General features: G+C 37.5%; 19 protein-coding genes. 9 read left to right on the top strand and 10 right to left on the bottom strand.

Annotated features, from left to right (window positions below):
* Positions 1–312 precede the first annotated feature (312 nt).
* From NQ782_RS14260 to gatC, 4 genes are all read right to left on the bottom strand, one after another.
* Positions 313–2,310, bottom strand: a complete 1,998-nt coding sequence (locus tag NQ782_RS14260) for a hypothetical protein (RefSeq protein WP_086231161.1) — start codon at positions 2,308–2,310, stop codon at positions 313–315.
* 254 nt (positions 2,311–2,564) lie between these two features.
* Positions 2,565–4,034 (bottom strand): Asp-tRNA(Asn)/Glu-tRNA(Gln) amidotransferase subunit GatB, encoded by a 1,470-nt coding sequence (gene gatB, locus NQ782_RS14265; protein WP_039209126.1) that lies wholly within the window; start codon positions 4,032–4,034, stop codon positions 2,565–2,567.
* A complete protein-coding gene (gene gatA / locus NQ782_RS14270) occupies positions 4,034–5,512 on the bottom strand; it encodes an Asp-tRNA(Asn)/Glu-tRNA(Gln) amidotransferase subunit GatA (protein WP_057093903.1) in 1,479 nt (492 codons plus the stop codon). The genes gatB and gatA overlap by 1 nt, the downstream gene beginning before the upstream one ends.
* Positions 5,513–5,565: 53 nt before the next feature.
* Positions 5,566–5,880, bottom strand: a complete 315-nt coding sequence (gene gatC / locus NQ782_RS14275; protein ID WP_000107699.1) for an Asp-tRNA(Asn)/Glu-tRNA(Gln) amidotransferase subunit GatC — start codon at positions 5,878–5,880, stop codon at positions 5,566–5,568.
* Positions 5,881–6,013: 133 nt separating this feature from the next.
* Between gatC and NQ782_RS14280 the strand changes: the two genes are divergently transcribed.
* The 6 genes from NQ782_RS14280 (at position 6,014) to NQ782_RS14305 (ending at position 10,835) form a co-directional block, all read left to right on the top strand.
* Positions 6,014–7,054, top strand: coding sequence for a rod shape-determining protein (locus tag NQ782_RS14280; RefSeq protein ID WP_000601379.1), 1,041 nt, complete (start codon positions 6,014–6,016; stop codon positions 7,052–7,054).
* A gap of 16 nt (positions 7,055–7,070) precedes the next feature.
* Complete coding sequence (mreC, locus tag NQ782_RS14285; protein ID WP_001182997.1) at positions 7,071–7,928, top strand: rod shape-determining protein MreC; 858 nt, start codon at positions 7,071–7,073, stop codon at positions 7,926–7,928.
* Positions 7,915–8,406: a rod shape-determining protein MreD gene (gene mreD, locus NQ782_RS14290; protein ID WP_001121008.1), complete on the top strand. Its 492-nt coding sequence runs from the start codon at positions 7,915–7,917 to the stop codon at positions 8,404–8,406. The genes mreC and mreD overlap by 14 nt, the downstream gene beginning before the upstream one ends.
* The gene (locus tag NQ782_RS14295; protein WP_024432720.1) at positions 8,394–8,954 is read left to right on the top strand and encodes a Maf-like protein; all 561 of its coding nucleotides are present in this window, start codon (positions 8,394–8,396) and stop codon (positions 8,952–8,954) included. Before mreD ends, NQ782_RS14295 begins: the two co-directional genes overlap by 13 nt.
* A gap of 113 nt (positions 8,955–9,067) precedes the next feature.
* Complete coding sequence (rng, locus tag NQ782_RS14300) at positions 9,068–10,522, top strand: ribonuclease G (RefSeq protein WP_001288187.1); 1,455 nt, start codon at positions 9,068–9,070, stop codon at positions 10,520–10,522.
* Between the two features lie 139 nt (positions 10,523–10,661).
* The gene (locus NQ782_RS14305) at positions 10,662–10,835 is read left to right on the top strand and encodes a PA1571 family protein (protein WP_001103036.1); all 174 of its coding nucleotides are present in this window, start codon (positions 10,662–10,664) and stop codon (positions 10,833–10,835) included.
* A 29-nt stretch (positions 10,836–10,864) separates the two neighbouring features.
* Here the strand turns inward: NQ782_RS14305 and NQ782_RS14310 are convergent, their stop codons facing one another.
* Both NQ782_RS14310 and NQ782_RS14315 read right to left on the bottom strand, forming a co-directional pair.
* Positions 10,865–12,250, bottom strand: a complete 1,386-nt coding sequence (locus NQ782_RS14310; RefSeq protein ID WP_001247585.1) for a wax ester/triacylglycerol synthase family O-acyltransferase — start codon at positions 12,248–12,250, stop codon at positions 10,865–10,867.
* Positions 12,251–12,421: 171 nt separating this feature from the next.
* Positions 12,422–13,156, bottom strand: a complete 735-nt coding sequence (locus NQ782_RS14315) for a phosphoadenylyl-sulfate reductase (protein ID WP_000216076.1) — start codon at positions 13,154–13,156, stop codon at positions 12,422–12,424.
* Between the two features lie 184 nt (positions 13,157–13,340).
* Between NQ782_RS14315 and thrH the strand changes: the two genes are divergently transcribed.
* The gene (thrH, locus tag NQ782_RS14320) at positions 13,341–13,958 is read left to right on the top strand and encodes a bifunctional phosphoserine phosphatase/homoserine phosphotransferase ThrH (RefSeq protein ID WP_000406996.1); all 618 of its coding nucleotides are present in this window, start codon (positions 13,341–13,343) and stop codon (positions 13,956–13,958) included.
* Between the two features lie 67 nt (positions 13,959–14,025).
* Here the strand turns inward: thrH and NQ782_RS14325 are convergent, their stop codons facing one another.
* Positions 14,026–15,537: an OmpP1/FadL family transporter gene (locus NQ782_RS14325; protein ID WP_000768259.1), complete on the bottom strand. Its 1,512-nt coding sequence runs from the start codon at positions 15,535–15,537 to the stop codon at positions 14,026–14,028.
* Positions 15,538–16,135: 598 nt separating this feature from the next.
* A complete protein-coding gene (locus tag NQ782_RS14330; RefSeq protein ID WP_001023281.1) occupies positions 16,136–16,834 on the bottom strand; it encodes an NAD(P)H-dependent oxidoreductase in 699 nt (232 codons plus the stop codon).
* A gap of 163 nt (positions 16,835–16,997) precedes the next feature.
* On the opposite strand from NQ782_RS14330, the gene NQ782_RS14335 reads away from it, so the two are divergent.
* Positions 16,998–18,032: an AraC family transcriptional regulator gene (locus NQ782_RS14335; protein ID WP_039209114.1), complete on the top strand. Its 1,035-nt coding sequence runs from the start codon at positions 16,998–17,000 to the stop codon at positions 18,030–18,032.
* A gap of 42 nt (positions 18,033–18,074) precedes the next feature.
* On the opposite strand, the gene NQ782_RS14340 is transcribed toward NQ782_RS14335, so the two are convergent.
* Both NQ782_RS14340 and NQ782_RS14345 read right to left on the bottom strand, forming a co-directional pair.
* Positions 18,075–19,067 carry a fatty acid desaturase family protein gene (locus NQ782_RS14340; protein WP_000993894.1) on the bottom strand — a complete coding sequence of 331 codons (993 nt, stop codon included), beginning with the start codon at positions 19,065–19,067 and terminating at the stop codon, positions 18,075–18,077.
* A 106-nt stretch (positions 19,068–19,173) separates the two neighbouring features.
* Positions 19,174–19,974: a PaaX family transcriptional regulator C-terminal domain-containing protein gene (locus NQ782_RS14345; protein ID WP_000799166.1), complete on the bottom strand. Its 801-nt coding sequence runs from the start codon at positions 19,972–19,974 to the stop codon at positions 19,174–19,176.
* Between the two features lie 355 nt (positions 19,975–20,329).
* On the opposite strand from NQ782_RS14345, the gene NQ782_RS14350 reads away from it, so the two are divergent.
* Positions 20,330–21,148 carry an undecaprenyl-diphosphate phosphatase gene (locus NQ782_RS14350; RefSeq protein WP_000426931.1) on the top strand — a complete coding sequence of 273 codons (819 nt, stop codon included), beginning with the start codon at positions 20,330–20,332 and terminating at the stop codon, positions 21,146–21,148.
* Positions 21,149–21,230 lie beyond the last annotated feature (82 nt).

Below are 21,230 nucleotides of genomic sequence, written 5' to 3' on the forward strand. Positions count from 1 at the left end.
GTCGGTATGTCATTTTTCAGAAAAAAGCGCATTCTTTAGTCGAAGAAATTTCATAAGTGGTATAAAAAAGCCCCGATAAATCGAGGCTTTTTGTTGAGTTAGCTGATGAAATTAATCAATTAATTGTGATTTAGGCTGAAGTATTTATGGTACTTAAGAGAATTTCAGTAGATAGATCAAGGTACGAATTAATAGTTAGGTCAAAGTGCGCTAGCACTTAAATAACATTTGCAAAGTACATCGCTCTCTATCCACTTAAATAAATTGATGACAACGTTTTTAATACCAGAAGTTTTGAATAAATTGGGTATGTTAAGAGGATAGTGACTCTTCAATTAGAGGATATCTATCTTCAATAAAAGATTTAATTTCTTCTAGAGAATATCCAAAAGATTTCTCTAAAATTAAAAGATTTTTTAAGTCAACTTTTATTACTACTTCATGTGCAAGGGAAAAATAATCAATTATTAGTTTTCCGCTAGTATACTTTTTTAATTCTTGAACAGAGAAGTTGTCAGTTTCCCAGAACCTATATACATTTTTATCTATCCTTAAAGAGCCGCCAGAAATGCAATTTATTAGTTCTTGGGCGTTTAAACAAGTGTAGCTTTTTACTTTCAGGCCATTAAATAGTCTGTTTGATGATACTATTGAAAAATTAAAATTACATTTGTAAAGAGAGATTTGTAATTTTTTAGCTAAATTTTTTCTTGTCGTAGGGTCTTTAAGCATTTTTTCTAAATTTTCTAACTGTTTTTCTGCTTTAACCAAATGTTCAAATGAGTTTCTTAACTCATATTCATTTGCAGGGTGGTACGAGTTTTTACACTCAAAAATAAATACTTCATTATCTAATTTTGCCAGAATATCAATATCATATTTTCCAAATTTTACCTCAGTAAATACTGTGAAACCTACGGATTTTAATTCGTTTTCAATAGTTTCAATCATTTTGTCATTTTTATTTTGTATTGATAAGTTTATGTTGTTTCTCCATAATACGTTTCTAATAATATTTGATCTACTTAAAATTGTAGGTGATACAATAATACTTTTTCCAAACTTTAATGCTGGTGAATATTGTAGATCATAGAAATCTTTAATTTTATAAAAGTCTTCGCTGATATGATTGATAAATAAATTATAGAAATTTTTATTACTTTTTAAAAAAATTTGATTAATTAATCTTTCAAAGTCTTTTTCATGAAATAGAGGAATTGAAGAAGATCTTAATATAAAATCTTTATTTTTTATTTTTTCATTTTTTATTATTTCTCTATAGAACTTACTTAGAAGCAAAAAGAATCTTTGTAACTTTAAGAAATCTAAAACAGTAAAATCATCTACTATTTTTTGTTCTAGGTCATTTTGATTAAGGAAATTTTCATTAAAAATAAGATAAAGTTGAGAGATTTCTTCTAGGAAAATTGAATCTGTGTTTAATAAATCTAAAAAAATAGGGTTAAGCGAAAATTTGGGACATAATCGTATGAAAGGTTCATTTCTGATTTCATAAGATTTTAGATTAATTAATGTATCACATACTTGATCTAAAACTTCATTTAAAGTGGGACGATTATTTTTGATATTTAAAAAATCATTAAATACTGTCGTTCTTTTTAAATCATATTTTAGATAGGAAAATGTTATAGATTTTTCAAAATCAATATTATCTATGGAGTAGGTTTTTTTATTTTCTTTATTGATTTTGTAATGAAAAAAGTCAACTTTTATTTCCATTTTCTTAAAATAAACTATTTTAGATGCTAAATCTATAATTGATTCTAACTCATTTGGTGGTAATTCATGTATTTTAATAATATCTTTTTCACTAGTACTTTTTATATTTCTACATAAAATAATGAGGTGGGAGAAAGCTTCTAATTTTATCTCGTATGCTGAATTAAATTTGTACTCATAGAAAAAATTGTCTGCATAAGCAGTTAGTGTTTTTACTAAACTAGGTTGTAAATAAATATAGTGGTTTACTAATTTATTTATATATTTAATATCTTTTGAGATTTCACATAAGTGCAGCATACTGGAAAGATATGAATTATGTGTTGTAAATTTCTCATCATCTAAAAGGGTTTTAATTATTTTTCTTAAATTTTTGGTTTCATAATCATAAGTTGAAGGTCTTAGAAACCCCATTTTTTTTATGCTAGAAATTACATCGTCAGTATTAAATATTTTTGTTTTAAAGTAAAATTCTTCCAAAAATATGCTTGTGTTGTGCGTTTCATCTTTAATAGTAGCCTGCATAGATAAAAGAATATCCTTTATTTTTTTGTATGTCTTTTTTTGCATAATTAATTCTCTTGGGTTAAGTATGGGAATTTTAAAATAATGATATTTTATTTTAGTTATATTGTAAGTTTTTTCTAGTTATATTTTTTAATTCTTGAAATCTTAGAAATAATATTAATAATTAATAAGGATTAGTTTATTTGTCATAGATAACCTATCAACATATTTTTAGCTTAAAACTATTGTGGATTCATTGCATTTTAAAATAGATAAAAACCCGCTCTAAAGCGGGTTTTTCTAAAGGCTAGATTGGCTTAACCAATCAATTTTTTCATTAATTCATTTACTTGTGCAGGGTTAGCTTTACCCTTAGAGGCTTTCATGACTTGACCAACAAGACCGTTAAAGGCTTTTTCTTTACCAGATTTGTATTCTTCAACCATTTTTTCATTGGCTGCAAGTACTTCTTTAATGATTGCTTCAATTGCACCCGTGTCAGTTTCTTGCTTTAAGCCTTTTTCCGCAATAATGTCATCGGCAGATTTACCTTCCGATTCCCACATAAAGCCAAAGACTTGTTTAGCAATTTTACCGCTAATGGTGTTGTCAACAATACGCGCAATCATGCCGCCAAGCTGTTCAGCAGAAACAGGTGAATCTGTTAACTCTAGGCCCGCTTTGTTTAAAGCACCAGAGAATTCACCCATTACCCAGTTTGCAGCAATTTTACCTTGCTTCGCACCACCAGCCGCAGCGACAACAGCTTCATAGAAGTCCGCCATTTCGCGTGAGAGCGTAAGTACGTGTGCGTCGTATTCAGTTACACCAAAGACTGCAATAAAGCGTGCACGGCGTGCTGCTGGCAACTCAGGCATAGTTGCTTTGATGGCCTCAATTTGCTCATCTGGAATAATTACTGGTAACAAGTCTGGATCAGGGAAGTAGCGGTAGTCATTCGCTTCTTCTTTAGAACGCATAGAACGCGTTTCCATTTTATTTGGATCGAACAAACGAGTTTCTTGATCAATTTCGCCGCCCCATTCCAAAATTTCCATTTGGCGTTCAATTTCTACATTGATCGCTTGCTCAATGAAACGGAATGAGTTGAGGTTTTTGAGCTCACAGCGTGTACCAAACGGCTGTCCCGGACGACGTAAAGATACGTTACAGTCCGCACGGAATGAACCTTCAGCCATGTTACCGTCAGAAATACCTAACCAACGTACTAGTGTATGAATTGCTTTGATGTAGGCAACTGCTTCTTCAACCGAACGCATATCTGGTTCAGAAACGATTTCAAGCAAAGGTGTACCAGCACGGTTTAAGTCAATACCAGACATACCTTCAAATTGGTCGTGTACAGACTTACCCGCATCTTCTTCAAGGTGAGCACGAGTTACGCCAATGCGTTTAGTCGTACCATCTTCAAGTTGAATGTCGATATGGCCCAAGCCCACAATCGGATTGTCCATTTGGCTAATTTGGTAGCCTTTTGGAGAGTCAGGATAGAAGTAGTTTTTACGTGCAAATACTGAAGCTTGGTCGATGTAAGCATCAATCCCTAAACCAAAACGAATTGCGAGTTCAACCACTTTTTCATTTAAAACCGGCAATACACCCGGCATCGCCAAGTCTACAAGGCTCGCTTGTGTATTTGGATCTTGACCAAATTCAGTTGATGAACCTGAGAAAATTTTAGAATTGGTTGCAAGCTGAGTATGAATCTCAATACCAATAACGACTTCCCAACCGTCAATCAATTTCAACTTTTGAGCTTCAGCCATTATGCATTCTCCTCAGCAATTGCCGCACGTTTGGTGTGCCAGTCAGTGTTTTGTTGGTATTGGTGAACAATCGACAACAATTGTGATTCTGACCAGTAATTACCGATTAACTGTAAACCTACTGGTAAGTTATCTTTATCAAAACCAACAGGAGCATTAATCGCTGGCAAGCCCGCTAAGTTCACTGCGATGGTATAGATATCGCCTAAGTACATTTCAACAGGGTCTAAAGATGCACCGATTTTGTAGGCAGTTGTTGGTGCAGCAGGTGCTGCAATTACATCTACATTTTCAAAAGCTTTTAAGAAGTCTTGTTGAATTAAACGACGAACTTTTTGTGCTTTTACATAGTAAGCATCGTAATAACCCGCAGAAAGCGCGTATGTACCAATTAAAATACGGCGTTGAACTTCTGGACCGAAACCTTCTGAACGTGAACGTTTGTAAAGATCCATCAAGTCAGCTGGGTTTTCACAGCGGTAACCGTAGCGAACACCGTCATAACGTGACAAGTTAGAAGATGCTTCCGCTGGCGCGATGAGATAATACGTTGGTACATACGCTTCAGTCATGTTGAGGTCGATCTCAACAAGCGCTGCGCCCATTTCTTCAAGCTTTTTCAAAGACTCTTCAACACGTGCTTTTACGTCAGCATCTAAACCTGCAACGTTAAAGTATTGTTTAGGAATACCAATGCGTAAGCCTTTTACAGATGTGTTATTCAGGTTTGCAACGTAATCATCGACTTCTTTTTTAACCGAAGTTGAGTCTTTAGCATCGTGACCTGCAATTACATTCATTAGGTAAGCACAGTCTTCAGCAGAGTGTGCCATTGGGCCTGCTTGGTCTAATGATGATGCATAAGCAATGATCCCGAAACGAGATACACGACCATAAGTTGGTTTTAAGCCTGTTAAACCACAGAAAGAAGCAGGTTGGCGAATTGAGCCACCTGTATCGGTACCTGTAGCAAATGGTGCTAAATCAGCCGCTACAGCCGCAGCAGAACCACCAGATGAACCGCCAGGAACATGGTCAAGTGCCCAAGGGTTGCTCGTTGCACCGACATATGAACTCTCAGAAGTTGAGCCCATCGCAAACTCATCCATGTTCACTTTACCTAAAGTAACTAGACCAGCTGCTTTAGTTTTTTCAACAACGGTTGCATCGTAAGGTGAAATGAAGTTATCGAGCATTTTTGAACCAGCAGTGGTTTTAATACCTTTGGTACAAAAGATGTCTTTGTGGGCAAGAGGAATACCCGTTAAAGCAGTTGCATTGCCAGCTTTTAATGCGGCATCGGCAGCATCGGCTTCGCGAAGTGCCTGTTCTGGAGTAACCGTCACATAGCTCTTAACTTGCGGATCGATTTTAGCAATACGTTTTAAATAATGTTCAGTCAATTCGCGAGATGAAAACTTCGCTTGGCTTAAGCCTTCAGCAAGTTCGCGAATTGATAAGCGATGTAAATCAGTCATGAGTAAAATTTCTTTACATTCAAAATAGGGAAGATGGGTTAATTGATTAAAAGTTATTCAATCACGCGAGGAACAAGATACAAACCATCTTGAGTTGCAGGTGCAACTGCTTGGTATTCGTCCCGATGATTGCTTTCAGTTACCACATCAGCACGTAAAGGTTGAGGATTGTCAAAAGGACTCTTTAAAGGTTCTACGCCTTCCGTATCAATGCCTTTTAAGGTTTCCATCATGCCTAAAATTTTATTTAGACTTTGAGCATATTCAGCAGATTGCGTATCATTGAGCGACAATCGAGCAAGATTGGCGATTGCTGAAACTGTTTGTGCATTTAAATCTGCTGAATGCTGTGCATCCGATGTAGACATAACATCACCTAATCAGTATTAAAAATTTTCAAAATATCGTGCGTTATAATAAGCGATTGACTTGTTCAAATCATCACATTTAGTTTAAAGTTGCCACCTTGCATCCACATGAAAGTTTAACTGAGAACGAACCGTGATTCTAAAACGACTAATTGGCTTGTTTTCGCCGGATCTAGCCATTGATTTAGGTACAGCAAATACACTTATTTATGCACCAGGCCGCGGCATTATATTAAATGAACCAACAGTTGTGGCAATTCGTCACAGTGGTTCACAAAAAATTGTTGCTGCTGTAGGTCTAGATGCTAAGCAAATGCTAGGCCGTACACCTGCGAATATTTCTGCAATTCGTCCAATGAAAGACGGTGTAATTGCAGATTTTGAAGTGACTGAAACCATGTTGAATCAGTTTATTGGTAAAGTTCACGAAAAACGTTTGTTCCCACCTGCACCTCGTGTAGTTGTATGTGTACCATGTAAATCAACTTTGGTCGAGCGCCGTGCAATTCGCGAAGCCGTATTTAATGCGGGTGCTCGTGATGTACGCTTAATTGAAGAGCCAATGGCTGCTGCAATTGGTGCTGGCATGCCAGTTGAGCAAGCATGTGGTTCTATGGTTGTGGATGTTGGTGGTGGTACAACTGAAATTGCAATTATTTCATTGCAAGGTTGTGTCTATGCTGATTCTTTACGTATTGGTGGCGATGTATTTGATGAGCAAATTATCAATTATGTTCGTAAAGCTCACGGTTGCGTAATTGGTGAAACCACAGCTGAAATTATTAAAAAAGAAGTTGGTATGGCTGTTTCTGATGGTACGACATTAGAAATTGAAGTACGTGGCCGTAACCTCGCAGAAGGTGTACCTCGTGCAATTACCGTAACTTCTGACGAAATTACTCAAGCAATTTCTGACCCGTTACAAAGTATTGTAAGCGCGGTGAAATCTGCACTTGAACAAACTCCTCCTGAACTTTCTTCTGATATTGCTGAGCGCGGTATTGTGTTGACAGGTGGTGGAGCGTTACTTCGTAACCTTGATAAATTATTAGCTCAAGAAACCGGTTTACCAGTTGTTGTTGCTGAAGACCCTCTTACTTGTGTAACCCGTGGTGGTGGTAAAGTATTGGAATTCTTCGACAACCCGAACCATGACATGCTTTTCGTCGGTTAAGTTTAAGGATTAGGCGGTGCAACCGAATATTTTTTCAAGACAGCCGCCATCTTTCCGCTCGTTCATTATTGCGGTCATTACATGCTTGGTGGTGCTGTTCTTTGATTGGCGCATGCCTTATGTAATTCAGCCAGCAAGGGATGTCTTGTACGCTGCATATAATCCAATTTATGCACTTGCGAGTTATCCGGTACTGTCGAGAGAATGGCTGAATCAACAAACTAAATCTGAAACACAACTGCGCCGTGAAAACACTGCAATGCAGGCTGAGCTATTACAGGCTCAGGTCCGCTTGCAGAAGCTGTCTGAATTATCTGCTGAAAATACCCGCTTACGTGGTTTACTCGATACACCATTAATTATTGATGGTCGTATGGAAATTGCGGAAGTGATTGGGACAGATGCCGATCCGCTTCGTCACATTATCATTATCAACCGTGGTGCAATGGATCATCTTAAAGTTGGTCAAACGGTTCTGGATGATAAAGGGATTATGGGGCAAATTATCAATGTATATCCTCATAGTTCACGTGTGATGCTGCTTTCTGACAAAGAGCATTCTCTATCTGTTCGTTTAGAGCGTACAGGTATGCGTGCAATTGTCTCGGGTACTGGTGATTTAGGTCGTTTGAAAATGGAATATGTGCCAACGAGTGCAAATATTCAGGTCGGCGATAAAGTATTAAGTTCAGGCTTAGGTGAGCATTTTCCAGCAGGTTATGCCGTGGGTACGGTGGCTAAAATCCGTCGCCATAATTCAGGTGAGTTTGCTGAAATTGATGTTACACCAGCAGCACAATTAGCAACTGGTCATCATGTTGTTGTACTTTTCTCTGACTCATTAGCGAAGGAGCAACCATATGCCGATCGCTAAGTTGAAACGTGAGAAGCGTAAAGATCCATTATGGGGAATTATTCTCTCTATAATCGTGGGATCTGTCCTCATGATCTATCCACTATCTTACGACATCTCGGGCTGGCGACCATTGTTCATGCTTATGATCATGTTGTTTTGGGTTGTTTGCCAGCCAACATGGTGTGGGGTGTGGTTCGCATTTGGTATGGGGATTTTTACAGATCTATTGCTTGATGCACCTTTAGGATTAAATGCACTGAGTTTTGTTATTGTCACGTTTATTACCCGATTTTTAATACGCGAACGCCGTATTTTGACTTTTGGTAATTTATGGACAATTGCTACATTGGTGATTATTGCTCACTTAGCGTTTATGTGGGTGACTCAAACGATGGGGGGCATTCATTTTTCGATTGCTCGACATTGGCAACCATTAATGACAAGTATCTTAACCTGGCCTGTTGTCTATTATTGTTTAGCAAAATGGCGCATTTAGTTTTAGCTTCTAGTTCTCCGCGTCGGAGAGAGTTGTTGCAACAACTGGGCTTAAATTTTGAAATCTATAGCCCTGATATTGATGAATCTGTTCATGAAGGTGAGCTGGTTCACCAATATGTAGAGCGGTTAGCGAGAGAAAAAGCCCAAGCTGTATTAAACATTTTTCCAGATTCAGTGATTATTGCAGCAGATACGAGCCTTGGGCTGGATGGTCAGATTATTGGTAAACCTGACTCAAAGCAGCATGCCTTTGACATCTGGAAACAATTATCTGGTCGTTGGCATGATGTATTTTCCGGAATTTGTATTGCAACACAGCAACAAATCTTAAGTCAGGTGGTGCAGACCCAAGTTGAGTTTGCATCTCTAACTACGCAAGATATGGAATATTACTGGGCCACAGGAGAACCTGTAGGGAAGGCTGGTGCATATGCAATTCAAGGAATTGCTTCACAATATATTCCCAAAATTCAAGGAAGTTATAGTAATGTGGTAGGGCTTCCTTTGTACGAATTTTCACAGTTATTCAAAAGAGTGAAGACATAAGGGGTTGTTGATAATTCTTGATTGAATTGCATTGTCGATGAACAATGGACAAAGCTGCATTAACAGTCCCTCTGACTCTTTAATAAAAATTTTATAATGCTTTGAGTTTATGTATGTCAGAAGAACTACTTATTAATGTCACACCTATGGAGTGTCGGGTGGCATTAATCGAAAATGGAACTGTTAATGAGCTGTATGTTGAACGTACAGTTAAACGTGGACTTGTCGGCAATATCTACAAAGGTAAAGTTGTACGTGTGCTTCCGGGTATGCAAGCAGCCTTTGTTGATATCGGTTTATCCAGAACGGCCTTTTTGCATATTAATGATATGGTTTGGCCACGTTCACAGCCAACTCCAAATGTGTTTGAACTACTTCATCCAGGGCAGATTCTTACCGTTCAGGTGATGAAAGATATGCTCGGTACTAAAGGCGCTCGCCTGAGCACAGATCTTTCAATTCCTTCTCGCTATTTAGTTCTTATGCCATATGGTAACCATATTGGTGTTTCTCAGCGCATTGAGTCTGAAGAAGAGCGTGATCGGCTACGTAATATTATTGAGAGCATTCAGGCGGAGCATAATTTACCCGGTAGCGTAATTGTTCGTACTGCTGCTGAAGGGGTAGATGAAGCCGAAATTGCACAAGATATGTGCTACCTCAGTAAGTTATGGGAATATATTCAGCGTAAGCAAGTTGATGTGGCAGTACCTTCCTTAATTTTTGAGGAACTACCGCTACCGCAACGAATTATCCGTGATCTGGCAAGTGAAGAAACCGCAAAGATTTATGTCGATTCGAGAGAGATTCATGGAAAACTGCGTGAGTTTGTAGATGAGTTTGTTCCGAATATGCAAAGTCGCCTGATTCATTACCCGGGTGAGCGTCCATTATTTGATCTTTACAACGTTGAAGAAGATATCCAAAAAGCGCTGCAAACACGCGTTGCTTTAAAGTCTGGCGGTTATTTAATGATTGACCAGACTGAGGCGATGACCACAATAGATGTCAATACAGGCTCTTATGTCGGTGGCCGTAGCCTTGAAGACACTGTCTTTAAGACCAACATGGAAGCGACTCAGGTGATTGCGCGTCAGCTTAGACTACGAAATCTAGGCGGCATTATCATTATTGATTTTATTGACATGCAAGAAGCGATTCATCGTGAAGAAGTGATGCGTCAATTTGAAAAAATGCTTGAACGTGATCATGCCAAGACCAAAATCACACAGGTTTCTGAACTTGGTCTGGTAGAAATGACACGTAAACGTACACGTGAATCATTAGAACACTTGTTATGTGAATCGTGTCCAACGTGTCAGGGACGTGGTTTTGTCAAAACTGCAGAGACAGTGTGTTACGAAATATTTCGAGAGATATTACGCTACACCCGTGCATTTGAGTCTACGAGTGGCTTTACTGTCGTTGCTCATCCATCTGTGATTGACCGATTATTAACAGCAGAAGCACCTGCAGTGGCGGATTTAGAGCATTTTATCAACAGAGTTATTAAATTTCAGGTCGAAAATTTATATACGCAAGAGCAATACGATATCATTTTAAGTTAAAGTTGTAACAAGATATCGCTTAATCCTTGTTACAACTGAAATTTTACTTTCATTCATGAATTTTAAATACTACTTACATACAGTAGCCCTAGACGTTCTCCCTATTAAACGTCTTAGCAAACAATAAGAGGTATAACCCATGAATGTAAGTGAAAACTTAATTAGCAACGGTCTTAAACATGTTTTAGAAAGCACGCCAGTCAATAGCTGCTATATGTTGAATGACCAAGGTAAAGAAGTACCAATCACAACTGCAATGATTCGTTCAGTATGTCATCAGTTGCTTAACCAGTGCCGCGCAATTAAAAAATAAGGGGCCATTTTAAAGCCCCTTAATTTTTCCTAACTCGCTGAATGATGTTTCAGCTGTTTCTCTTCAATAATTTCTTCGAACCGTTGAATCTCATCTTCAAGATGCGTTAAAAGGTTTTGCATTTTAGGTAAAGCATTTCGACATGCTGTTAAACCTACTTCAAGCTTATCCAGATAGCTTGTCATTGTAATATTGAGCGCTTGCCCGTCCATGACAATAGAAGCAGGGTAGAGTGCATCTAATTTTGCACCATTCCAATAAAGTGGTTCACGTGGGCCAGGTACATTGGAAATCACTAAATTGAATGCCTGACGCTTAGGAAGCATCCCAGACATAATGTTAAGTCCAGCTGGACCATAAACAACAGCGCTATAGTTTAAAATCTCATTCGCGGTCATGCGGCTAAAGCGTTGCTTTGAATTTTGCATACTACGACGAATGATCTCGAGCCGCTCTAGAGGCTGGTCTTTATGGGTTCCTAAATTTGCCAAAATCATGGTAATACGATTACTCACGTCAGAGTCATCTGTGCGTAGGGAAGCAGGAACCATGGCAATAAGAGGCTTTTTAGGCAGGCTGTTGTGGCTAATCAGATATTCACGTAATGCCCCAGAACACACAGCAAGTACGACGTCATTGATCGTTACACCAAGCGCTTTAGAAATTTTTCTAAGACGGCTTAATTCAAAAGATTGGGCTGCAAAGCGACGTGAAGCACTTACACGTTGATTTAAAATCGAAACAGGAGCCTGAAAGGTAGAGACGTAATCAGGATTTTTACCCATTTCTTTAAAAATGGTTTGCGATAATTCCTGCATGACTTTAGGGGTCACCTCAAGTTGTGATTTGATACCACCTAAAATACTTTTGATCTTACTTGTACTTGGTTTTGGTACTTTTAAGCGTTTTGTTCTTTTACTTTCTACACACCAAAGTGGAACCACATGTTTTTCTTGTGGTGTTTTTGACAGCGACTTCTCAATTAAGCGCATGCCTGCAACACCATCAACCATGGCATGATGAATCTTAAAGTACATCGCGAAACGATTGCCTTCAATCCCTTCAATAATGTCACACGTCCAAAGTGGTTTTGCACGATCAATTAAAGAGCTGTGCTGCTGGGAAATATAAACCAGTAATTCACGAATCCGGCCAGGATGAGGCAAGGCAATATGGCGAAAATGGTGGTCGATATCGAACTCTTCATCTTCATCCCAAAATAGACCATTTAAACGGTTATTGAAGGGTGGAACAGGAATACTTTTAGATTGGCGAATTTCTTCTACTAAATCATGAACGAAAGTTTCAGGGGCATTTTCAGGTATTTCAAATAAAAACAATCCGCCAACATGCATCGGTTGTTGTCTTTTTTCTAGTGATAGAAAAATAAAATCAATAGGGTGTAATGGACGCATAACTCGTTGTGCCTCATGCTTTTTTCTAAGAAGCCCTTAACTGAGCTCTTATTAGAATTATAGAACCGTAAATTTAGTATATAGCGTTTATTACAGATTAAATATGACTTTGTGTACGAGATGTAACTGTAAAAAAAACCACTGATTCATCAGTGGTTTTTTTATACCGAACTATTTTTTCAAGTTACCTGCATGTAAGCCACATTCTTTTTGTGTTGCTTCTTCCCACCACCAACGGCCTTCACGTTCATGTTGATTTGGAAGTACTGGACGTGTACATGGCTCACAACCAATCGAAACAAAACCACGCTCGTGTAGAGGGTTATATGGAATTTCCATCATGCGGATATAACTCCACACATCGGCGCTAGACCAGTTCGCAAGCGGATTATACTTAATAAGTTGCTTACCCGGACCAGAGAAGCCTGCATCAGCTTGTACCACTGGAATTTCAGTACGTGTACCAGGGCTCTGATCTTTACGCTGACCTGTAATCCAGCCATCTAAGGTCGCTAGTTTCTTACGTAAAGGTTGAACTTTTCGAATGCCACAGCATTCTTGATGTCCATCTTTAAAGAAACTAAATAAGCCTTTTTCATTCACCATGCTTTGCACAGCTTCCGCATCAGGGAAACAAATCTCGATATTAATATTGTAGTGCTTACGAACAGTTTCAATAAATTGATAAGTTTCAGGGTGTAGACGGCCTGTATCAAGACTAAAAACACGGAAAGGTTTACCTAAACGTGAAGCCATATCAATTAAGACTACATCTTCTGCTCCAGAGAACGAAATTGCGATCTCACCTTGTTGGCTTAATGCAAGTTCTAGAATCTCGCGCGGACTTTTAGCTGCATATTCAGCCGCGAGAGCATCAACGATATCAATAGTCGGAATAACGGTCATGGGTGTTCCTGGCAAAAGGCTTGGGCGCATTGAGTTATGAAAAATATTCTAAAGGATAGTGAATAAATTGCTTAGCACTTTAATTTCGATCCTTATGAATAAAATTGATTTGATCAATAACAACGCAAAACTGAAAATCTTAATGGTATGATACAGCAATTTTTAACCAACGTTGGAAGCATTCATGGAAATCGTATGCCTAGATCTTGAGGGAGTTTTAGTTCCTGAAATTTGGATCAATTTCGCAAAAAAAACAGGGATTAAAGAACTAGAAGCAACAACTCGTGATATTCCGGATTATGATGTTTTAATGACTCAGCGTCTGAATATTCTAAAACAACACGGTTTAGGCTTAAAAGACATCCAAGAAGTTATTGCCGAGATGGGGCCACTACCAGGTGCAAAAGAGTTTGTTGAATGGGTGAGCAATCATTTTCAACTGGTCATTTTGTCGGATACTTTCTATGAGTTTGCTCATCCTTTAATGAAGCAATTAGGCTGGCCAACAATTTTCTGTCATAAATTAGAGACAGATGAAAATGGTATGATTACCGCTTATAAACTTCGCCAACCTGACCAAAAACGTGAGTCGGTTAAAGCACTACATGGTTTGAATTTCCGTGTGATTGCAGCAGGTGATTCATATAATGATACAACGATGCTTGGTGAAGCCGACCATGGTTTCTTGTTTGATGCGCCTGCAAATGTTATTGCGGAGTTTCCGCAGTTTCCTGCAATCAATGGTTATGATGCATTAAAAGAAGCAATCCGTTCAGTTTCACAGCGCAATATTCCTGCTTAAGCAAGGACAAATACACAATAAAAAAGGCGCTATAAGCGCCTTTTTTATTTAGATTAGTTTTTGAAACTTAGAATTTATAACCAAGTTTTAAACCGTAAGCGATAGCGTTGTTATCAGAGAAATCTGCAACATATTCATCGCTACCTGCTTGCGCGCCTGTTTGAGCTTTGGCATCACCCAACCAGAAGTATTTTACGCCACCAGCGATGAAAGTTTGTGGAGTAGGGCTATATTGAACACCTAAACCTACGTTCCAGTAACCTTCTGTTGGTCCTAATGTTGTTACAGGATTACCTGCACCAGAGTCCCAACCTACAGAAACATTACCAGCCCATTTATCATTAAGTTTACGGCCTACACCAGCGTTCACAGACCATTGGTCATCAGAATATTCAACTAGGTTGAAGCCATTTGGACGCCCAACAAGACCACCTACAGCTTCTGAGACTTTGCCAAATTTATATGGTTGAATTGAGAAATCTTTCCAATTCACCCAGCGTACATTGGCAAACGCAACTGTATCCGCCATGATACCTGTCTGAAAATCAAGGTTAACAGACTGTGGTGTTGTGATTGTAGTTTTACCAGATGAATTAATTGCTTGAAGTTTAGATGCTGGAACGTCTAAACCAGCCAATACTGAAGTAAGACCAGGGAAATTTAATATAGATAAATTTTCATCAATATTTACTTTGTGATCAATTTCAGAACGATAAGTTACAGAGGCTCTAAGTGCGATTTCAGGAATCTGATAAGCAGCACCTGCTAACCAACCAGCACCTGTAGTTTCTTTAATATTTGCATCATAACCATTATAAAGACTATAAGCTTGACCTCGTAAACTTACATTACCTTTAACTGTTTGTAATACAGGACCTGCGTAGAAATTGAAGTTTTTAGTTGGTTGATAACCAAATACAAAAGATAAGTTTTGTGTATCAACTTTAACTTTAGTTCCACCAGTACCTAAATAATTATTTGCTGCGTTAATAGCAGCTTGGGTTTTTTGTAGTGCTGTCAGTCCTGCACCTACAGTTGTATTTCCTCCGGCAGCAACTTGTTGTAATGCACCTAAAATCTCTGTTTGAGTTGGTTTTGTAGGGTCACCGCCAGTAACCTTCGTCACCTCTATAAGAGCTGGTGTAAATGCTGATCCAGATGCTTGAACTAACTTCTGAATTGAACTGGTTGCTAAGTCACCTAATGCCTTTTGACTTAAAATAGTATCACTGCCTGGATTCGAAACGAATACGTTATTACCTGAATATTCTGCATCTGCTCCAAATGGTTGATCGTAGAGTAGACCGAAAGAAAATTGGTCATTAATTTGTAATTTTAATGCAGCACTTGGGAAGTAGTAGTCATTCGCCATATCGCCAATATCACGACGTGTGGCACTAGATCCAGCTTCTTTACCAGCTACATCAGGATCTAGAACAGAAATACCTGCTTCAAAGTAATTACCAGGTTGGAAGAACGCAGACATTGACTGTCCAGAGCGATCTAAAGCTGCTGCAAAAACCCCAGTTGCAGGCAGCGTTGCTAAAATCATTGCAGTGCTCAGATGTTTTAATTTCATTTTTAATCTTTCCTTGAACTTCAAGACATTTTTTTAAAAGTAACAGAGTTAAACCGTTTAAACTGTGTTGCCTTCAGTGCTTTGAATTACAAGTTTCAAAGCATTGATAACTCCATGTAACAAAAATAGCATAATTACACTAAGAGTAAATCTGTTCTATGAACTGCAGAGTACTCACTTTTTATACAAAAAATGGCAATAATGAATGAAATATGAAGGAATATTTTTGTTGTTTAATTAATTTAAATAATTGATATTTATATTTTTTGTCTATTATTAAAGTTGCTTGTTTTTATGACATTTTTGTCATAAATCCAAGAAAAATGGTCAAAGATTTTTTTGTAAAAATATGAATTGATTGATTATGAAATGAGTATTGGTCATCATTTTTAATGGATAAGTCTAGTTTCTCTACACATGTATATTATTGATTCAGTTTTATATTGTTATTTGCTGAATAAAAATTGAGAGTATTTTCTTTACTATTTGGTCAAATTTTTTGAGGAATTAATTGCTGGATTTAAGCTTGCTTTATTTAAGGGATAACCGAAATAGAAAAGAATTCGGTTATCGCGCCTTTTAGATTTAAAACATAGCATTAGAGGGGATATAACTTTTCATCAAATTCTTCAAGTTTAGGAAATTTTAAAGGTTCAAGTTGGTCAAGGTGAGTGAGATACGTGACATAGTCCTCAAGAATAGTTTCACGCGCTTCTTGGCTAATGTAAGGTACATGGTAGGCAATGAATGGAGGAAGAACTTCAAAGCCAGTATAAGCCAAAGTACCACGTTGAATCGGTGATAGATAATGTTCAATTGGTCCGTGAATAGAATTTTCCCCAAACATATGTGTTCTACCACCGAGTGTTAAACAGAGCATTGCTTTTTTACCTGCCATGCCACCATGGTTGTAAAACCGCTTACCCCCATAAAAAAGTCCAGAGACAAATACACGATCAATCCAGCCTTTTAAAATTGCTGGAACAGAAGTCCAATAAAGTGGAAAGTTCAAGATAATTAGATCTGCGCGTTTTACTTTGTCAATTTCTGCTTGAATATCAGTAGCCAAAAGTTGTTGTTTTGTGGCATTTCGCTGTTCTAATGCATAGTTAAAATAATCAGGTTGATTGAGTTCTAAAAAATCTTCCTTAGAGGCCACAGGATTAAACTGCATTGCATATAAATCGGAAATTTCTACTTGATGGCCCAATTTTTTAAAGGTTTGCTGTGCTGTCGTTTTTAGGGAAGTTGTAAAAGACAGAGGTTCTGGATGAGCATGAACAATCAGGATATTCATAGTGTCTTTACTCTTAAAGATAAGATTAGTTTTTAGTGGAATGTCGGAGAGTTAAGTCAGTTTGTCTTAAGTGACTATGCCTGAATTTAAAAGCATGGCATAGTTCATGAACTGACAGTTTTTACCATTTAACGCCACAATTACGCTTTCTAATGGGCCGCTCATGACTCCAGAATTACCCGGAACTTATATTAATTTATTAGCTGAGATCGTTAAGCGCAGAGGTATCTCTTGTGAGCAGTTTTTAGAGGGTAGTGGAGTAACACCGGAACAATTAAAAAAACCGTATTGGTATGTTGAGTTTAATATCTTAAATAACTTACTTGAGCATGCGATTCAACTCACTCATGAGCCAGCATTAGCAGGTTATTTGGCATTGGAAATGAAAGCTTCTTGTTATGGTTCTGTCGGTATGGCGGCCATGGTGTCTGCAAATCTTGGAGAGGCTTTAAAAATACTTGAACAATTTATTGGTTCGCGTTGTGATGCCTTTAAACCTGAGTTAAAGCAAGAGCAAGACGATGTTTACTGGTCTATTCATCAACCTTTAAAAAGTTTTCAATTAAGTTCAGATGCGACTATTTTTTTGTTGTTAGGTTTTGTTTACATCGCAAAACATCTAACAGGGTTATCTTCTTTAGGTACAGTGCAATTGAATATGCCCGAACCACTAGGTTTTTCAAAAATAAAAGATAAATTAGGCGTAAGTTGTTTATTTGATCAAAAATATAATATTTGGATTTTTCCAAAAGAATATTTAATGCAGCCTGTACTCACGGCTGATCCTATGCTGGCACCTTTACTGAAAGCACAGTGTAAAAAAGATATTGATAAATTGAAGTTACGAAGTGGATGGAAAGCAGAAATTAGCCAAGTAATAAAAAAATTATTGATCAATAGTCAGGGGGAAATATTAAAAGTTAAGCAAGTTGCCCAAATGATGAATATGTCAGAACGTAGCCTACAGCGGTATTTGGCAATAGAGAATACAAGTTTCTCAGCATTAGTTGATTTAACTCGAAAGCAATATGCACAAGATCTTTTGCAAAATAGTTCAATGTCAATTGAAGCTGTGGCATTAAGTTTAGGCTATGCCGATACACCCCATTTCACTCGTGCATTTAAGCGCTGGATGGGTGTAACACCGAAGTATTATCAAACTCAGTTAAAACTAAAAAATTTAGATATAAGTGAATAATCAAGAAGACCACAAATTTGAAAGTGGTCTTCTAACCCTATTTTAATTTGTTAACTCTTGTTTTGATGAAAGTGTATGAATTACTTCAAAATAGCTCGGTGGAGTGGGCACATGCCCACGTTCTCTTAATATTTTGTGCATACGCGGTAATTTAAAATATGGAACAGACGCCATTAAATGATGTTCCATATGGTAATTGACATGAATAGGGGCCACAAAGCTTCTCGCAATCCAACCTGCACGTGTGGTACGAGTGTTAGTTAAAGCAGTATTGCTGGTTTGCATACCTGCATGTTCTGCCATTGAACGAATTCTTAAAAATAATGGAAATGGTGTCAAATAAGCCAAAGGCCATAACCAATAAAAACGTTGTTGACCACAAGCTTTTAAAACACCATAAAGTACTAGGTTGGTTGCAATAGCGCCTGTACTGTTTTTTGCAATACTCTTTGCATATTCAACGAAATTTTTATCACTGCGGTCTAACCAGATTTGATCATTGGCTACAGTCCATTTCATGACATCAAGGTCCATCAACACACGGCCTAAGCTAAACTTTAATCCTGTTATACCAGTTAAGTCGCGTAAGAATTTACGAGTAAGAGATTGTTTACTGACAGGAAAGCCTGCAACTAAAGAAAGATCTGGGTCATCTGGTGTAGATGTTTTTGCGTGATGACGAACATGGTGTACACGATATTTTTGTAGGTCGTTCCAGATTGGGCGGGCACATAGCCACTCTCCAACGAAATCATTTATTTTCTTATTTTTGAATAAACTTTTATGGGATGCATCGTGCATTAAAATTGCGAGGCATAACTGACGGCCAGCTAAAACAGCTAGAGCAAGCATACATGCTAATAATTTCCCCCAACTCGGTAAGTAATCCCACATCATAATTAAGCTGGCAAATGTTCCTCCAATAACAGCCCATGTGCTAACAACGGCCCAAGCGCCATATGCATCTGAAGGTTCTGTAAGCTCTTGTATTTCTTCTCTGCTAAATAGATCGGTAACACTCACCTGTGCATTCATTTTTATTCTCCCAAATTAGAGTTTGGTATCCATATTTTATATTACAAATATAGTCATAAAAATTTAAAAAGTGAAATATTTGTTTGTAAAAAAATAAATCAGATGGCTATAAATTTAATTCCTGTTCATATATTTTTTTCCAAAGTTTTTGGCCAATTGCATCTAGTTGCTGTACATCTTGAGCAAATTGATTACGAGCAGATTCATTTACAAATGGCGCGGGTAATAATGGGTCATTCATGAGTAAGGCAATTGTTTCCCTTCCTAAAAGAAGTGCCTTGACTGCTGCATCGTTTAAAGGGGAATGAGCATAATTTTCAAGCCAGTGTGTAATATCTCGGCTATACATTTCATAATTTTTTTCGAGTTGTTTGGTATCCCATAAAGAAAAAATTTGCTTAAGTGTTGTTGAGTCGACATGCTGAATAATACAAATTTTTGCTTCTTTCTCTAGCCCTGCTAAAACAAGCTCATCACAGGTTTTTTCAAAGCTATAAGCTAAATTGTCTGGGCGGATGTAAATACCAGTTTCCAACTCTTTAAAACCAAATTGACGAAGTGCACGTTCCCGTTTTTTTAGTGCTGTTCGATCTATGCGGCCTAAAGTTCCTGTAAACACGGCAAGATAATGCTGCTGCCATTCTTTAGTTTGTTTAATTCCATTTTTACGATTGAGAATAACTTTCGCCCAATCTTTTGCAGATGGAGAAAGTTGATAGATTCCGCGTTCTACGCTCTGGATCATACCTTCATTTAACAAGCGTGTTGTCGCAACTCGAATACCATTTTCACTTAAGTTAAAAAGTTTAGCTGCAACCAAAATTTGTTTGATACTGAGCTGAGGATAAGCGGAAGAAAGAAAGAGGTCGATAATAAGATGACGTGCGTTAATTTTGGTATTTTTCATTCAGTCTGAATTTTTGATATGAGTTGTATTTAATTGGAATAATAACATGTTTTTTTAAGGACTTTTTAAGATGATTTTCTAAACTCATCTATTGTAAAAGACTCATCTATAACAAAAGAAAATTTGGCCATTTTTAACCAAGTTTTATCTTTTTACGATAGTTAACCTAAGTTTGTCATTATGATGTGATACATTATCGCACTTTAAATAAACTGCCTTTCACTAGAGGCAATAACCACAAATGCTAGAAATGATCTGATATTGAACACATGTTGAGCTAAATAAAAGGCTAACTGTGGCAATAAAATAAATTTTAGGTCGTTCTAGTGATTAACTAACTTTCTTTGAGCAAGTTATGGAAAATTTTGAAGTTATAAAAGCACTGTTTCTAGGCTTTGTTGAAGGCTTAACTGAATTTTTACCTATTTCGAGTACTGGTCATTTAATTTTATTTGGTCATATTATCGATTTCCATTCAGATGGTGGTCGTGTCTTTGAAGTAGTGATCCAGTTAGGTGCTATTCTGGCAGTGTGTTGGTTATATCGTCAGAAAATCATTAACTTAATCAAAGGTTTTTTTAGTGGTGATGTCGAGTCACGCCATTTTGCCATTAGTGTCTTAATTGCTTTTTTCCCGGCAGTGATTATTGGCGTTTTAGCTGTAGATTTTATTAAAAGTGTTTTATTTAGCCCAATTGTAGTTGCGATTGCTCTGATTGTCGGCGCGCTTATTATTTTCTGGGTTGAATCTAAACAATTTGAACATAAAACAGATGATGCGACCAAGATCACGTTTAAACAGGCGCTTTTAGTAGGTCTGGCTCAATGTGTTGCGATGATTCCTGGAACCTCTCGTTCAGGTGCGACAATTGTAGGCGGGATGTTTGCAGGCTTGTCTCGTAAAGCTGCAACAGAGTTTTCTTTTTTCCTTGCAATGCCGACCATGCTAGGTGCAGCGACATTTGACCTAATTAAAAATGCTGATGTGTTGACTTCAGACAATATGGTTAATATTGGAGTGGGTTTTGTTGCGGCATTTATTGCTGCTTTATTGGTTGTAAAAGCACTCGTACTCTTCGTTGAGCGTCATACATTACGTGTATTTGCGTGGTATCGAATTGTATTAGGTGTAATTATCCTAATTGCTGCTATGTTCTTTAACTTATCTGCTTAATAGTCAGATTAAGGAAAAAAACCTAGAGAAATCTAGGTTTTTTTATGCCTAAAAATAGCTTTAACTTGCTTATTTATACAAA

It is taken from the genome of Acinetobacter sp. BD54 (assembly GCF_044778325.1).
Classification (GTDB): Bacteria; Pseudomonadota; Gammaproteobacteria; order Pseudomonadales; family Moraxellaceae; genus Acinetobacter; species Acinetobacter baumannii.

Excerpts from the sequence above, each read along its gene's own strand:
- NQ782_RS14260 (WP_086231161.1), bottom strand. The coding sequence starts at position 2,310 with ATGCAAAAAAAGACATACAAAAAAATAAAGGATATTCTTTTATCTATG.
- gatB (WP_039209126.1), bottom strand. The coding sequence starts at position 4,034 with ATGGCTGAAGCTCAAAAGTTGAAATTGATTGACGGTTGGGAAGTCGTT.
- gatA (WP_057093903.1), bottom strand. The coding sequence starts at position 5,512 with ATGACTGATTTACATCGCTTATCAATTCGCGAACTTGCTGAAGGCTTA.
- gatC (WP_000107699.1), bottom strand. The coding sequence starts at position 5,880 with ATGTCTACATCGGATGCACAGCATTCAGCAGATTTAAATGCACAAACA.
- mreD (WP_001121008.1), top strand. The coding sequence starts at position 7,915 with ATGCCGATCGCTAAGTTGAAACGTGAGAAGCGTAAAGATCCATTATGG.
- NQ782_RS14295 (WP_024432720.1), top strand. The coding sequence starts at position 8,394 with ATGGCGCATTTAGTTTTAGCTTCTAGTTCTCCGCGTCGGAGAGAGTTG.
- rng (WP_001288187.1), top strand. The coding sequence starts at position 9,068 with ATGTCAGAAGAACTACTTATTAATGTCACACCTATGGAGTGTCGGGTG.
- NQ782_RS14305 (WP_001103036.1), top strand. The coding sequence starts at position 10,662 with ATGAATGTAAGTGAAAACTTAATTAGCAACGGTCTTAAACATGTTTTA.
- NQ782_RS14310 (WP_001247585.1), bottom strand. The coding sequence starts at position 12,250 with ATGCGTCCATTACACCCTATTGATTTTATTTTTCTATCACTAGAAAAA.
- NQ782_RS14315 (WP_000216076.1), bottom strand. The coding sequence starts at position 13,156 with ATGACCGTTATTCCGACTATTGATATCGTTGATGCTCTCGCGGCTGAA.
- thrH (WP_000406996.1), top strand. The coding sequence starts at position 13,341 with ATGGAAATCGTATGCCTAGATCTTGAGGGAGTTTTAGTTCCTGAAATT.
- NQ782_RS14325 (WP_000768259.1), bottom strand. The coding sequence starts at position 15,537 with ATGAAATTAAAACATCTGAGCACTGCAATGATTTTAGCAACGCTGCCT.
- NQ782_RS14330 (WP_001023281.1), bottom strand. The coding sequence starts at position 16,834 with ATGAATATCCTGATTGTTCATGCTCATCCAGAACCTCTGTCTTTTACA.
- NQ782_RS14335 (WP_039209114.1), top strand. The coding sequence starts at position 16,998 with ATGACTCCAGAATTACCCGGAACTTATATTAATTTATTAGCTGAGATC.
- NQ782_RS14340 (WP_000993894.1), bottom strand. The coding sequence starts at position 19,067 with ATGAATGCACAGGTGAGTGTTACCGATCTATTTAGCAGAGAAGAAATA.
- NQ782_RS14345 (WP_000799166.1), bottom strand. The coding sequence starts at position 19,974 with ATGAAAAATACCAAAATTAACGCACGTCATCTTATTATCGACCTCTTT.
- NQ782_RS14350 (WP_000426931.1), top strand. The coding sequence starts at position 20,330 with ATGGAAAATTTTGAAGTTATAAAAGCACTGTTTCTAGGCTTTGTTGAA.